Raw genomic sequence first — 15162 nt, 5'->3', positions numbered from 1 at the left:
CTTATTCTACAGGAACTAATAAATAACGTCCATCAAGGTCATTAAACCAGATGTCATATGTACCTGCAGTCACAGGTATTGCTGGTGGATCACCATCTGTAATTCCAACACCTGCAAATTCAGTTGTTCCTCCCCAGTTTCCAGGCCAGTCATCACTATGTCTGAATTTTAAAGGTCCATCAAATAAAGTTTGCCCTTCTAAATACCAAATATGCGGGTTAAAAGGAGATTGAGTCATATCTGTGTCAGGAGTATTCCATCCGCTATCATCACCAGTTCTTGAAGCACCAATAATACCAATAGTAGTATATGTAGGTTCAGTAGTAATAGTGAAAGGCGTAAAAGAGTGAGTTAAATCATCAATATTCACTGTCAAATCATAATACCCAGATGCTGGAACTGTAAATGCACCAGGATCACCTCCAAGAATATCACTGCTGGTAAATCCACCACCATCTAATCCCCATTGTGGTTGCCACGACCCTTGAGTTTCTAATAATTTAAATTCATTTTCTCCTGGATCAACTTCAAAGTATCCTCTAAAATGAAAAATATTAGGATCATCTGCATCTCTAAATATGTAAGTGTTTATAGAACTAGGATTGGTACCATTTTCCCAATCATCATTATCAGCAGCACCACTTTTGTTAGTATCAACGGTATTTCCAACTAAAAATAAGTTTTTCACAGGAAGTATTGTGGAGTAAGGAGTAACTGTTACAGAAATCACATTAGATTTTATAGCACTGCCTCCATTTGTTCCAAGTGAAGAGACAACACGTAATTCTATTGAAGCTTCTTCATCAGGCAATAAACCAACTAGTATTGCCATAGTATTTAATTCTTTTACTGTCCAGCTATAAAAGCGGTCAGTAGTAGAAGCAATTGTTTCTGGAGTTTCAAAATCTGTACCTGCACGGGCAGCTTCTATTGTATATGTAATCGGAGAATTAATATTATATCCAGCGTCTTCCCAAACAAAGGTAAAGGCTTGATCATTTTCGATATCTTTGTTAAGAGTAACAGATGAGTTAGCAGTTACAATTAGTGGTCCTTCTGATTGTTCTTCTTGTATAACAAATGTAGGCTCATCATCTTCCACACATGCATTAAAACATAGTGCTGCTACAAATGCAAACAATAGTATTGATATTTTTTTCATGACTGTATAAATTAAATTTGTTGTATTGTTTTTTTTAGAATCCTCTGTTCTGACCAAGATTTGGGTTAGCAGATCTACTAGAAGCAGGGATAGGGAATAGTTTAAAATTATCAGAAATTGAAGATCCGTTTTGTGGTCCACCTTTGTATGACCAATTGTAGGTTCCTCCTGTATATCTTTCAAATCGTATTAAGTCCTGTCTTCTATGACCCTCCCAATATAATTCTCTTGCTCGTTCATCTATAATAAAATCTAAAGTAAGATCACCTATCTCAATATTACCAGTGTCATCACCAAATGCTCTTTCTCTTAAAGCATTTACATATCCAAGTGCTATATTAGGGTCACCACCTCCACCATTGAGATGAGCTTCTGCATACATTAGATATACATCTGCAAGTCTGAAAAGAGGAAAATCTGTATCTACAAAAGTGGCATCCTTACCGGGTTGTCCACCAGAAGTAATATTAGAAAATTTTGAAATAAGGTATCCACCAGATGTATCACTGATGTCTGCAATTTCTATAGGACGATCTTCTTCGGTAATAATATTTCCTTCGTCATCCAATTCTATATCTTTAGAAACTACGGTGTTTCTATCATCATTAACAAAGAGTGGGTCATTCACAAATAACTCTGCAAATTCTTTTCTTGTTCTATAAAGGTTACCAAAACCTCCAACACCCAAAGACTCTGGAGTTGGTTGAAAACCGGCTCTAGCATTTTGTTGCCCTTGAATTAAAATTCCGGCACCACCAAAATTTCTTACAGAAGCTCCATCTGATACGATAGGAAAAATAACTTCATTTTGCGCACCATTAGAATCATTATCAGCATTGAAATTATTTAAGTAGTTTGCAGTGAGAGAGTATCCACTATTAATAATTTCCTGACAAGTGTTAAGACAATCTGCAAAACGTTCATTTTCTTCTCCTAAATATACACCGGCATTTAGATAGAGTTTAGCAAGAATCATTTTTGCTACTCCTTTATTTGCACGCCCGTAGAGTGAAGCATTACCAGGAGCTACGTCTAATAAATCAGTATCAACAGCAAGCAATTCAGCTTCTATATAATCGAATAACTCCTGATCTTTGATTTCTGGTACTCTGGTAAATCCAACAGCATCATTTTCGGTAGCAAAAGGAGCTCTTCGAAAAAGATCTAATAGATGATAATTTGCTAATGCACGAAGTACACGAGCCTCTGCTCTATAAGTCCTAACTTCGTTTCTTAATTCCCCAGAAACCCCTCTACCATCTAATTTATCATCGGTAGTTTGACGTAAAAATTCGTTAGCCAAGGAAATTTGAAAAGTAGCTCTTGCAAAGAAACCAAGAACTACCACATTATTAGCATTCCAAGAATTTCTTTGTATTTCACGAATACCAGGGTCATTTTCAAATGTAAAAATCATCTCATCTGTAGCCAAGTTTTGTAGGCTAAACAAACCTCTTACGTATTGTCCGGTTCCTGCATCTATTCCTGCAATGTTTGATGTTCCAGGAGCATCCAAACCTACCACAGAAAAGTTTGCATAAACCCCAGCTATTGCTCGTTCATAAGCATCAGGACTACTAAATACGTCCTCAGCGAGTAAATCATCATCATCTTCTAACTCGATATTTAAGTCATCTTCACAAGACGCAAATATACCGATGAAAAGAAATGCGTATAAAAAAATCTTATATAGTTTCATTCCTTATTTTTTTTAGTATTTATAGTTAATTCCTAATAACAAAGTGCGTCCTCTTGGAAAGATTGTGTTATCCACACCGTTATTTTGGATTTCAGGATCTAATCCAGAATAATCCGTAATAACGAATGCGTTCTGGACCCCGGCCCATATACGTAAGCTTGATATCCCTTTCATTAGGTCTCGCATTGTATATCCTACTGTAATATTATCCATTCTTACAAATGATGCATCTTCTACATAGTAATCTGATAAAATCACATCAGAAGTATTTTGGAAATTAGTATCTAATACACTTACTGGAGTATTATTAAATACATTTCTAAATACATTTCCAAGTTGTGCGTTTGATGAAGCTACATTGTTGTAGATTTCGTTTCCAATACTAGCTCTCATGTTAAAGCTAAAGTCAAAATTCTTATAATTGAAACTTGATTGAAGTCCCATTGTGATATCTGCAGTTGCATCACCAGAAACATATCTGTCATCGTTGTTTATGACACCATCTCCATTTAAATCTGCATAAGCTCCTTCTATTGGTCTACCATTAGAATCATAAAGCTGAGCAAATGTAAAGAAAGAAAAAGGGGCTTCTCCTTGTCTTTGAATTTGGATAGTATTACCTGTACCACCTCCAATACCGGTAGTTAATATGTCTTGCCCAAATGCTAACTCTTCAATTTCTCTATTAATATAAGTAGCATTATAACTAACATTCCAATTTAAGTCATTGGTTTTAATGATATCAGCACTGATAGAAAATTCTAATCCTTCTGTAACAAACTTACCGATGTTTTGAAACCCTTGATTAGAAAAGTTCGCACCATCTGGTACAGGGGCTTGAGAAAGTAAATCATCAGATTCTTTTCTAAACACATCTACAGAACCACTGATTCGATCATTCCAGAGACCATAGTCTAAACCGATATTATATTCAGTTATCTTTTCCCATTCGATTTCTTCATTTCTAAATTGAGCCTGAACAATATTTACAACTTCTCCATTAAGGATATATTGAGTATTTGGCCCACTACCTCTGTAACGTTCTAAGTAATCATTTGCAGAAGGAATATCTTGTTGTCCGGTAATACCATAACCTAATCTTAATCTTAGATTACTTACTAAGGATGAGTTTTTAAGAAAATCTTCTTCATTAATTTGCCATCCAAAAGATGCTGAAGGGAAATAACCAAACCTGTTATCTTCACTAAATCTAGAAGTACCATCTCGACGTATAGATCCAGTTAAAAAGTACTTGTCATTAAATTTTAAATTTGTTCTTAAGAAATATGCTAATAATACTACATCGGCATTAATAGTTTCTTCAGGTTCTATATTTGGATCTCGTTGATCTCCTGTTAGCAATTCTTCTACTTCAAATTTTTGATAAGAATATCCTCCAGTTGCTTCGATATCTAAACCGCCAACTTTTTTATTATATACCAAATATGTATCCAATAATTTGTTTTTAGCAATAAAGTCCGTATCAGATTTATAACCATTGAATTCTCCTTGAGCAGCATTAAATGTATTTGCACTTTCTGTAGAGCGTTCTTCAAATCTATCTGTTTCACTAGTATCTAACCCAAGGTTTACTACAGCTCTTAGATCTGGAAAAAAATGTAGTTGATAATCGAATTTAGCATTGCCATAATATCTTCTCACATTTGCAATATCTCTGGTTTGGAGTAATTGAGCAACTGGATTTAGTTGCACATTTGCTCTTGCAAAACCAGTACTAGGATCTAGGTACTCAAAGAAACCTCCATATTGCGAGCCTGGCTCGAGTACTGGTTGAGTAGGATCGAATGTAATAGCAGATCCCTCTACATTGGGAGCAAATCTATTTTTCTCAAAATTAAGATTTGCATTAACATCTATCTTTAAATGATTATTGAAAAGTCTAGGGTTTAAAGAAAGAGAGGTTGTTGTTCTTTCAAATTTTGAAGTTTTTCTAAGACCTTCTTGATCTGATCTGCCTAGGGTCAGCCTGGTAGGTAATACTTGTAATATAGAACCACTAACAGATAAATTGTGATCTGAAGAAAAAGCATCTCTATAAATCTCATCTTGCCAATCTGTATTAGCAGAACCCAAATCGTCAACTCGAGAAGGGAAGTTTTCTGCTATAAACGTTCTGTATTGACTAGGAGAGAATACGTCTACCACATCGGTTACAGAATTTATACCAGTTTTGGAATCCAAGCTTATTTGTAAATTCTTTTTACCTTTTTTGGTTGTAATGATAATTACTCCATTTGCTCCACGGTTACCATAGATGGCTGCCGCTGAAGCATCCTTTAAGATAGAGAATGATTCAATATCATTTGGGTTGATGGCAGAAAGAACAGATCTAGAGCCGTTATCAGTATCTCCAGGATCATTTAATGGTAGACCATCAACAACTATTAGGGGGTTGTTGGAGGCGTTTAATGACGCTCCTCCTCGAATTCTAATTTCAGAATTCCCTGCAGGACCACCGTTGGTATTAATGTTTACCCCAGCTACTCGACCATTAAATAGAGTTTCTGCGGTAATGTTATTACCAGTATTAAAATCCTCTGAAGTTATCAGAGCAACAGATCCTGTTAAATCCTTTTTTCTGGTAGTACCGTAACCAATTACAACTACTTGCTCTAATTCGGCGGCATCCTCTTCTAATACAATGTCTATTGTGGCTTGACCACTGTATGCCATTTCCTGAGGTAAAAATCCAACATAAGAGAATACAATAATATCCCCATCGTTAACATTGCTTAAAGTATAATTTCCATCAAAATCAGAAGTTGTTCCGTTTGTAGATCCTTTAAGAATGATATTTACACCAGGAATGGGTTGACCATTTCCTGCGTCAGTAACTGTTCCATTAACAGTCGACTGTGCAAAAAAGCTCATTGGTATCAACCACAATAAAAACAATGCGCTTTTAGTAAATGTTTTCATAAAATTAAATTAGTTTTTGATTGTTTTAAGTCTTATATTTTCGCTTTCCGCAACCAAAGTATGTAAATTTTGTGTTAAATTTTAAGTAGGGTTTAACCATAACCTTACGCAAACGTTTGCGTGTGGAAAACTTTTGAAATTCCGTTAAAATTTTAAGTTTAATTCTGTCCATATGACATATTTTCGCTTCAAAATTTGACTTTTAACCAAAATTATTAGGGAATGAAACAAAAAGTTACGTTAAAACAGATTGCAAAAGAATTGGATGTTTCTATTTCTACAGTATCAAAAGCGCTAAAAGATAGCGTAGAAATAAGCCTGGATACACGACAAAAGGTAAAAGCATTTGCAAAGCTTTATAATTATAAACCTAACAATATAGCTTTAAGCCTTAAAAATCGTAAAACGAAAACCATTGGTGTTATTATCCCAGAGATTGTACATCACTTTTTTACTACGGTTATTGGTGGAGTAGAGAAAGTAGCAAATGAAAAAGGATATAATGTAATTATATGTTCATCTAATAACTCATTTGATAAAGAAGTGATCAATCTTGAGATGTTAGCTAGTGGCAGTGCCGATGGATTTATTTTATCTGTGGCAAAAGAGACTCAGCTTAAAAAAGATTATCACCATATTGAGGAAACCATGAGTCAGGGAATGCCTGTGGTTCTTTTTGATAGAATTATAGATGAAGTGGTTTGTGATAAAGTGATTATTGATGATACTAAAGGAGCACAAACCGCTACAAATCATTTGCTCTCTATAGGTTGTAAGAAAATCGCAATACTCACTACCGTAGATTACATAAGTGTTGGGAAATTAAGAACTAATGGGTATTTAAGAGCACTAAGAGCATACGATATTACCGAAAAAGAAGAGTTTATACTTAAGATAGAAGATATAGATAATTGTGAAGCTGAAATCTCTGAGTTTTTAAAAGATAAAGATATTGATGCTATTTTTGCAGTAAATGAATTATTTGCTGTTACTGCTGTCAAAGTCCTTGATGTACAAGGAAAGAAAGTGCCTGATGATGTTTCTGTTATAGGTTTTACCGATGGGATATTGTCAAAGCATTTTATTCCTAGTTTAACAACAGTTAGCCAACATGGAGAAGATATGGGCATAAGAGCTGCGAAGCTTCTCATAGATAAATTAGAAGGAGATGATGAGGTGACAGAAGAGTATAGGACGGTAATTATTGATACTAGCTTAATCCAAAGAAAATCTACAAAAAAAATAGGGAGTGATCCTAATAATTGAAAAATTATAATATCTTTGGCCTCTATTCAAAACTTATATTTTCGCTTTCTACTAAAATAAGTTTTGATAAGTAGTTTCGCTTATCAGAGTAATAATTAAATTTTTTACTTGATGAACAAGCGTAAATTAAGTTTCTGGGAAATTTGGAACATGAGTTTCGGTTTTCTAGGAATTCAATTCGGTTTTGCTTTGCAAGGCGGATTTATGTCTAGAATTTTTCAAACCTTAGGTGCAGAAAAAGATGCAATACCATTATTATGGATTGCTGCTCCTTTAACAGGTTTGTTGGTTCAGCCTATAATAGGATATTTAAGTGATCGTACCTGGAGCCCAAGGTGGGGTAGAAGAAGGCCTTATTTTCTAATAGGTGCTATATTAAGCTCTATAGCTTTGTTTTTGGTACCTCATTCTCCAACATTATGGGTTGCAGCAGGATTTTTATGGATTTTAGATGCTTCTATTAATATTTCAATGGAACCATTTAGGGCTCTGGTAGCTGATAAATTACCTGAATCTCAAAGATCATATGGTTTTGTTACACAAACACTAATTATTGGAATAGGAACTTGGGTAGCAAGTAATTTACCTTGGGTGATTTCTCAAATAGGAGTAAGCGATTCTGCTCCAAATGGTGTTATTCCTATGTCAGTAAAAATAGCTTTTGCTATTGGAGCTTTTATATTTCTTATAAGTATTCTATATACAGTATTTACAACCTCCGAATATCCTCCGGAAAATATGGAAGAATTCGAAAAAGAGAAAAAGAAAAAAAACCAATTCATTCCTGATATATTAAATAATATAGGAAGTATGCCACTTACTATGAAGAAACTGGGATTGATTCAGTTTTTCAGTTGGTTTGCTTTTTTTACAATGTGGAGTCTTGCTAATCCTGCATTAACAGAACATGTTTTTAAAACACCAGTTCCTACCGAATCCTCATTTGATATGAGTATCCCCAAATCCAAAGAAGCATTTGAATTAGCAAATACAGCATTTCAAAAATCATCTAATGAGGTTGGTAGATATATGGGAACCTATGGATTGTCATCAATGGCTTTTGCTCTAATATTAACCTTCTATACATCTAGAAAAAGGATTAATAGAAAGCTAGTTCATATGGGGTCACTATTATTAGGAGGTATAGGATTTGTATCTATGTATTTCATCCCTTCTCCTGATTGGTTGTTCCTTTCTTTTACACTAATAGGATTTGCCTGGGGTAGTATTCTATCAATGCCATATGCGATGTTGTCAAGCTCTGTCGATCCAAAGAAAATGGGAGTTATAATGGGTATATTTAATATGTTCATTGTGATACCACAGATTGTAGCGGCTGTAGGAGGAGTTAATTTTGCTTATAAACTTATTGGAAACGAAACAATTTATGCCATGGTAATAGCAGGAATGAGTTTGACAATAGCAGCTTTTTGTAACCTGCTAATAACTAATAAAGACGCCATAACCTATAACCCAAAATAAGTAGTAGAATAATGAAGAAAGCATTTATATTTGATTTAGATGGTGTTATTGTGGACACCGCTAAATATCACTTTTTAGCATGGCAAAATCTTGCCACTAGTTTAGAAATTTCTTTTTCAGAAGAACAAAACGAACAACTTAAAGGAGTTAGTAGAGTTCGTTCTTTAGAAAAAATATTAGAGTGGGGAGGTAAAACGATATCAGAAGAAAGATTTACCAAACTAATGTCTGAAAAGAATGAAGAATATCTAAACTACATATCTAGAATGGATACTAGTGAAATTCTACCAGATGTACCAAGAATTTTAGATTATTTAATATCAAAAGAACAAGGCGTAGCCTTAGGTTCTGCCAGTAAAAATGCCAGAATTATTTTAGAGAAAGTAGAGCTATACGACAAATTTCATAGCATAGTAGATGGTACTAATGTTTCAAAAGCAAAACCTGATCCAGAAGTATTTCTTATAGGTGCAGAAGCACTAGGGGTTTCCCCAGAGAATTGTGTGGTGTTTGAAGACTCTGTAGCAGGTATTCAAGCCGCTAATAGCGCCAATATGATCAGTATTGGTATTGGTAATCCTAGTGTGTTACATGAAGCAGATTACATTTTTAAAGATTTTACAGAAATAAAAGAAGAGTTTATAGATACGTTAGTTACAACTCAAAAAGTTTAACAGTTTATAGTATGAAATGAGCCATAAGATCAAATGTAAAGAAAATGTCTTGAAGACATTTTTAGAGAAGAGACCAGCTAGTGCGTTGGTTGATACTTATATAGTTGATGTAGTGGTAAATTCCATCTGACATCTAAAAAAATATTAAAAGCAGATGAATCAGGATTATATAAAACCAGATAACTGGTCAATAATTGAAGAAGGATTTGATGTAGAACGAGTTAAATCCTCAGAGAGCCTTTTTAGTATAGGCAATGGAGCAATGGGACAACGAGCCAATTTTGAAGAGGCGTATTCAGGTCCTACTTTTCAGGGAAGTTATGTTGCAGGAGTATATTATCCTGATAAAACCCGAGTAGGTTGGTGGAAAAATGGATACCCAGAATATTTTGCCAAAGTTCTTAATGCACCAAATTGGATCGGTATCAATGTAGAAATAAATGGAGAGAAACTCGATTTATATAGATGTAGATCGATCACTAATTTCAGAAGAGAATTAAATATGAAGGAAGGCTGGTATCAGCGTTCTTTTGATATTACTTTATTAAACGGTATTGAAGTATCGGTTAAATCTGTACGGTTCCTAAGTCTTGATTTGGATGAGGTTGGTGCTATTAAATACGAAGTGACTCCTATAAATCATGATGCTACCGTTGTGTTTACGCCCTATCTTGATTCAGGAATTACAAATGAAGATACAAATTGGGATGATAAATTCTGGGATACTTATGATTTATCACAACAAGGAGATTCAGCATATATTTTGTCAAAAACAATGAAGACCGAATTTCATGTGTGTACAGGAATGTTGAATCAAATCTTTCTTGAAGGAGAACAAAAAAATATCTATCCCAAAGTAGAAACAAATAGTACATATGTCAAATTAAACTATTCGATTGTTATACCTAAAGGAAAAACAGCAGGTATAGTAAAGTTTGGTGGATATACGGTATCACTTAATCACAAAGAAAAAGATTTAGCTTCTGCTAGTACTACGGTACTTAAACAGGCCTCAGAATCAGGATTTGATGCATTATTAGATTTGCAAAAGAAAGCCTGGTCAAGAATTTGGGAAATGGCAGATATCACAATTGAAGGTGACGTAAAAGCACAACAAGGAATACGCTTTAACATCTTTCAACTGAATCAGACTTACCTGGGCAAAGATGCCAGACTCAATATAGGACCAAAAGGATTTACAGGCGAAAAATATGGAGGTAGTACGTATTGGGATACAGAAGCATATTGTATTCCTTTTTATATGGCAACCAAAGATCAGGTTGTAGCACGTAATTTGTTAACCTATCGTTATAACCATTTAGAAAGGGCTATAGAGAATGCCGAAAAACTTGGTTTTACTAATGGAGCAGCGTTATATCCTATGGTAACTATGAATGGAGAAGAATGTCATAATGAATGGGAAATTACGTTTGAAGAAATACATCGTAATGGAGCTATGACATTTGCTATCTATAATTATCATCGTTATACCGGGGATTATAGTTATATACCAGAAAAAGGTCTTGAAGTTATGATAGGGGTTGCCCGCTTTTGGCATCAGAGAGCTACATTATCAACAGATAAAAATAAGTATGTCATTTTAGGGGTTACTGGACCTAATGAATATGAAAACAATGTCAACAACAATTGGTATACTAACTATTTAGCAAAATGGAGTATAGAATATTGTATTGAAAACATCAATAAAGTAAAAGCAGAATACAAAAGTGACTATACCAGGATTATAGAAAAAACGAATCTAAAACAAGAAGAGATTAATGCAATGTCTGAAGTTGCAGAAAAAATGTATTTCCCATTTTCAGAAAAGCATAAAGTGTATTTACAACAGGATGGATTTCTGGATAAAGAATTAATAAGTGTTTCTGATTTAGATTCATCACAACGACCAATTAACCAAAAGTGGAGTTGGGATCGAATATTACGCTCTCCTTATATTAAGCAGGCAGATGTGCTTCAAGGATTCTATATGTTTGAGGACCAGTTTACCAAAGAAGAATTAGCACTTCACTTTGATTTTTATGAACCGTTTACAGTACATGAATCTTCATTGTCTCCTTGCGTTCATAGTATTCAGGCTGCGGCATTGGATAGAATGGATCAAGCATATACATTCTACTTGAGAACTTCTAGATTAGACCTTGATGATTATAATAAAGAAGTAGAAGAAGGATTGCATATCACTAGTATGGCTGGTACCTGGATGAGTATCGTAGAGGGTTTTGGAGGACTTAGAATTAAAAACGATACTTTGTCTTTTGCTCCTAAAATTCCTAAAGAATGGAAAGGATATACTTTTAATGTCAATTTCAGGAATCAAATTCTAAAAGTTAATGTTTCTCAAGAAGGAACATCTTTTAATCTTGAGGGTGACCATGAACTATTAATTTATGTTGATGATAAGGAGTTTAAAATTTCTCCTAATAGTCTAATTACAATATAAATTTTAGTGTTGATTAAGGATAAAATACCCCAAAGACGCTCGATGTTTTTGGGGTATTTATTTCTGTACCGAAATACTTTTAAAGTATTGATTTTACATAATAATTTATTTAATAAAAAATATAAAAATGAAGAGTACATTAATAACCCTATTTTTCTGCTTTGTTTTTTCTTTAACTCATGCACAAATAGAAAGAATTGAACCTCCATTTTGGTGGAGTGATATGTACACAGGAGAGTTGCAAATACTTTGCTATGGAAAAGATATAGCCAAATATGATCTTCATATAAAAGATATTACAATTAGTGATATTACTAAAACCGAAAATCCTAATTATTTGTTTGTTACAATAGATATAAAAGGAGTCAAGACTGGAACAATTTCTATTGATTTTAAAGAAAATGATAAAGTGGTGTTTTCGCAACCTTATGAGTTTAGGTCCAGAAAAGAAAACTCAGCTAAAAGAAAAGGGTTTGATAGTAGTGATGTGATGTATCTCATTATGCCAGATCGTTTTGCAAATGGAAATCCTAAAAACGATTCACATAAAGATACGGCCGAGAAAGCAGATCGCTCTAATCCGGGAGGACGTCATGGAGGTGATATTCAGGGAGTAATTGATCATCTTGATTATTTAAAAGATCTTGGAGCTACCGCATTATGGAGTACTCCATTATTGGAAGATAATGAACCAGCATATTCATATCATACCTATGCGCAAAGTGATTTTTATAAGATTGATCCTAGATATGGAACAAATGAAGATTATAAAAGATTAGCATCAGAGATGCATAAGAAAGATATGAAACTGATTATGGATTATGTTACTAATCATTGGGGATCCAAGCATTGGATGATTACAGATTTGCCAACCAAAGATTGGATACATCAGTGGCCAGAAGGATTTAAGCGTAGTAATTATCGTATGACGACACAGTTTGATACAAATGCTTCACAAGTTGATAGTAAGGGCTGTATGGATGGATGGTTTGATACTACCATGCCTGATATGAATCAAAGTAACCCATTATTACTCAAATATATCACTCAAAATGCAATTTGGTGGATCGAATATGCCGATTTAGATGGATTTAGAGTGGATACCTATTCTTATAATGATAAGATAGGGATTGCCAAATGGACTAAAGCAATTATGGATGAATATCCTAACTTCAATATTGTTGGAGAAGTCTGGATGCATGATCAGGCTCAAATGGCGTATTGGCAAAAAGATAGTAAAATAGGAGCTATCGATAATTATAATTCTCATTTACCATCAGTCATGGATTTTACACTCCATGATGCAATTACAGTAATGTTTAATGAGGATGAAAATGCTTGGGATAAAGGAATGATACGGGCATATGATAATTTTACAAATGACTTTTTATACCCTGATATTAATAATATTCTTTTATTTTCAGGAAACCATGATACCAACCGTATCAATGAAATTTACCAGGAAGATATCAATACATATAAAATGGTAATGACATTGATACTCACTACTCGCGGTATTCCTCAGCTATATTATGGGGATGAAATAGGGATGTTGGGAAATAAAGATAAGAAAGGTGATGGAGATATTCGTAGGGATTTTCCGGGAGGATGGCCAGAAGATACGCAAAATGCATTTTTATCTTCAGATCAAAAAAACGGAAGAACAGAAGATCAGGAAGCTTTTCATGCTTTTACAAAGAAAGTATTACAATGGAGGAAAAATACCAAGGTGATTCATACAGGAAAGCTATTGCAGTTTATTCCTTTTGATAATGTATACGTATACTTTAGACATAATGCAGAGAAAAGCGTTATGGTGGTCATTAATAATAGTTTAAAAAATCAAGAATTAGATATCAATAGGTTTAGAGAAGGGTTAAAAAGCTTTAAGATTGGGACAGATATTATTACAGATTCTAATATAAATGTAACAGAGAATTTTGGCGTGGCGGCAAAAACCTCAATGATAATCGAATTAAAATAAACGAATACTTACAGATATAAAATTTTTTGAAATGAAGAAAATAATACTAAGTTTTATCGCAATAGGAATTCTATTTTCTTGCGGAAAAACAAAAGAAGAGAATGTTATAGCAGAGGCTGAAACTGAAATTAAGGAAGAGGTAAAAGAAGAACTTCAACCAATTAGTGATACCGTGATGGAAAATGCTATTATCTATGAAGCAAATATCCGTCAATATTCTGAAGAAGGTTCATTTAATGCGTTTACAAAAGATATTCCTGTTCTTAAAGAACTTGGAGTGAAAGTATTATGGTTAATGCCTATCTATCCAATTTCGACAACCAAAAGTAAAGGTTCTTTAGGAAGCTATTATGCAATATCAGATTATACAAAAGTAAATCCAGAATTTGGAACTATCGAGGATTTTAGAACACTGGTAAAAACTGCTCATGATAACGATATTTATGTAATTCTAGACTGGGTAGCAAATCATACGGGTTGGGATCATATTTGGTTAAAAGAACACCCAGAATACTATACCAAAGATACTGAAGGTAATATTACCCATACTGTGGATACAGATTGGACAGATGTAGCTGACCTCAATTATGACAATACCGCCATGCGGGAGCAGATGAAAAACGATATGATATATTGGTTAAAAGAAGAAGGAGTAGATGGTTTTCGTTGCGATGTAGCAGGAATGGTTCCTGTAGATTTTTGGAATACGACGGTTACCGAACTTAAGAAAATTAAACCAGTATTTATGTTAGCTGAAGGATGGGAGCCAGAATTATTAGAAAATGCTTTTGATATGGGATATGGATGGGATACACATCATAAGATGAATGATATCGCTCAAGGTAAAAGTAATGTTAGTGAATGGGATAAAAGAATGGTACAAATAGACACTATGTATGCCAAAGATGATATTCTTATGAATTTTACTTCGAACCATGATGAAAACTCCTGGAACGGAACAGTAAAAGAAAGAATGGGAGATGCAGCAGAAGTATTCGCGGCACTGTCATATGTTGCTCCGGGAATGCCGCTAATCTATTCTGGACAAGAATATGATATGGATAAGCGCTTATTGTTCTTTGAAAAAGATACAATTATTAAAAAGAAAAATAAGTTCTTTCCTTTATATAAGAAGTTAGGAAAACTTAAAAATACTAATCCTGCCTTACATGGAGGTAAAAATGCAGCTTCTTATACTCGTATTATAACTTCAGATGACAATAAAGTATTAGCATTTGCAAGGAAAAAAGAGAATCATGAAGTTGTTTTTGTGGCTAATTTGACTAAGGAACCAGTAAAATTTACAACAGAATATAAAGGAGAATTTACAAATTATCTTTCAGGAGATAATTTTGAAATAAAACCCGGACAAGAATATGAACTTGCAGCTTGGGACTATTGGATCTTGATTAAAAAATAAAATTGTAATAATTTATATATCACAATTAAATTAAGGGAAATAATCTGTTAATTATTTATTAATTAGCATGATAT

At 33.8% G+C, this 15162-nt stretch carries 9 protein-coding genes; 6 read left to right on the top strand and 3 right to left on the bottom strand.

The genetic code is table 11. The features are described 5' to 3' along the window. Position 1 precedes the first annotated feature (1 nt). The 3 genes from DK442_RS27335 to DK442_RS27325 are packed head-to-tail and all read right to left on the bottom strand — an operon-like array spanning position 2 to position 5801. On the bottom strand, positions 2-1162 hold the full coding sequence (locus DK442_RS27335; protein ID WP_109439104.1) for a SusE domain-containing protein: 1161 nt from the start codon (positions 1160-1162) through the stop codon (positions 2-4). Positions 1163-1196: 34 nt separating this feature from the next. Then, entirely contained in the window at positions 1197-2861 is a 1665-nt protein-coding gene (locus DK442_RS27330; protein ID WP_109439103.1) for a RagB/SusD family nutrient uptake outer membrane protein, read from the bottom strand. A 12-nt stretch (positions 2862-2873) separates the two neighbouring features. Continuing rightward, positions 2874-5801 (bottom strand): SusC/RagA family TonB-linked outer membrane protein, encoded by a 2928-nt coding sequence (locus tag DK442_RS27325; RefSeq protein WP_109439102.1) that lies wholly within the window; start codon positions 5799-5801, stop codon positions 2874-2876. A 222-nt stretch (positions 5802-6023) separates the two neighbouring features. Here DK442_RS27325 and DK442_RS27320 point away from each other — a divergent pair, with 222 nt between their 5' ends. From DK442_RS27320 to DK442_RS27295, 6 genes are all read left to right on the top strand, one after another. After that, entirely contained in the window at positions 6024-7067 is a 1044-nt protein-coding gene (locus tag DK442_RS27320; RefSeq protein ID WP_109439101.1) for a LacI family DNA-binding transcriptional regulator, read from the top strand. A 111-nt stretch (positions 7068-7178) separates the two neighbouring features. Then, positions 7179-8549 (top strand): MFS transporter, encoded by a 1371-nt coding sequence (locus DK442_RS27315; RefSeq protein ID WP_109439100.1) that lies wholly within the window; start codon positions 7179-7181, stop codon positions 8547-8549. A gap of 8 nt (positions 8550-8557) precedes the next feature. After that, a complete protein-coding gene (gene pgmB, locus DK442_RS27310; RefSeq protein WP_109439099.1) occupies positions 8558-9223 on the top strand; it encodes a beta-phosphoglucomutase in 666 nt (221 codons plus the stop codon). A gap of 154 nt (positions 9224-9377) precedes the next feature. Next, positions 9378-11684: a glycoside hydrolase family 65 protein gene (locus tag DK442_RS27305; protein ID WP_109439098.1), complete on the top strand. Its 2307-nt coding sequence runs from the start codon at positions 9378-9380 to the stop codon at positions 11682-11684. A gap of 127 nt (positions 11685-11811) precedes the next feature. After that, a complete protein-coding gene (locus DK442_RS27300; RefSeq protein WP_109439097.1) occupies positions 11812-13668 on the top strand; it encodes a glycoside hydrolase family 13 protein in 1857 nt (618 codons plus the stop codon). A gap of 31 nt (positions 13669-13699) precedes the next feature. Further along, positions 13700-15088, top strand: coding sequence for an alpha-amylase family glycosyl hydrolase (locus DK442_RS27295; RefSeq protein WP_109439096.1), 1389 nt, complete (start codon positions 13700-13702; stop codon positions 15086-15088). Positions 15089-15162 lie beyond the last annotated feature (74 nt).

The organism is Aquimarina sp. AU119, from assembly GCF_900312735.1.
GTDB classification, from domain to species: Bacteria; Bacteroidota; Bacteroidia; order Flavobacteriales; family Flavobacteriaceae; genus Aquimarina; species Aquimarina algiphila.
The sequence above is the reverse complement of the archived record's forward strand: the minus strand, read 5'-3'. Positions and strand labels throughout refer to the sequence as shown.

What these genes read in the sequence shown, in the direction of transcription:
- DK442_RS27335 (WP_109439104.1), bottom strand. Translation starts at nt 1,162, where the DNA reads ATGAAAAAAATATCAATACTATTGTTTGCATTTGTAGCAGCACTATGT.
- DK442_RS27330 (WP_109439103.1), bottom strand. Translation starts at nt 2,861, where the DNA reads ATGAAACTATATAAGATTTTTTTATACGCATTTCTTTTCATCGGTATA.
- DK442_RS27325 (WP_109439102.1), bottom strand. Translation starts at nt 5,801, where the DNA reads ATGAAAACATTTACTAAAAGCGCATTGTTTTTATTGTGGTTGATACCA.
- DK442_RS27320 (WP_109439101.1), top strand. Translation starts at nt 6,024, where the DNA reads ATGAAACAAAAAGTTACGTTAAAACAGATTGCAAAAGAATTGGATGTT.
- DK442_RS27315 (WP_109439100.1), top strand. Translation starts at nt 7,179, where the DNA reads ATGAACAAGCGTAAATTAAGTTTCTGGGAAATTTGGAACATGAGTTTC.
- DK442_RS27305 (WP_109439098.1), top strand. Translation starts at nt 9,378, where the DNA reads ATGAATCAGGATTATATAAAACCAGATAACTGGTCAATAATTGAAGAA.
- DK442_RS27300 (WP_109439097.1), top strand. Translation starts at nt 11,812, where the DNA reads ATGAAGAGTACATTAATAACCCTATTTTTCTGCTTTGTTTTTTCTTTA.
- DK442_RS27295 (WP_109439096.1), top strand. Translation starts at nt 13,700, where the DNA reads ATGAAGAAAATAATACTAAGTTTTATCGCAATAGGAATTCTATTTTCT.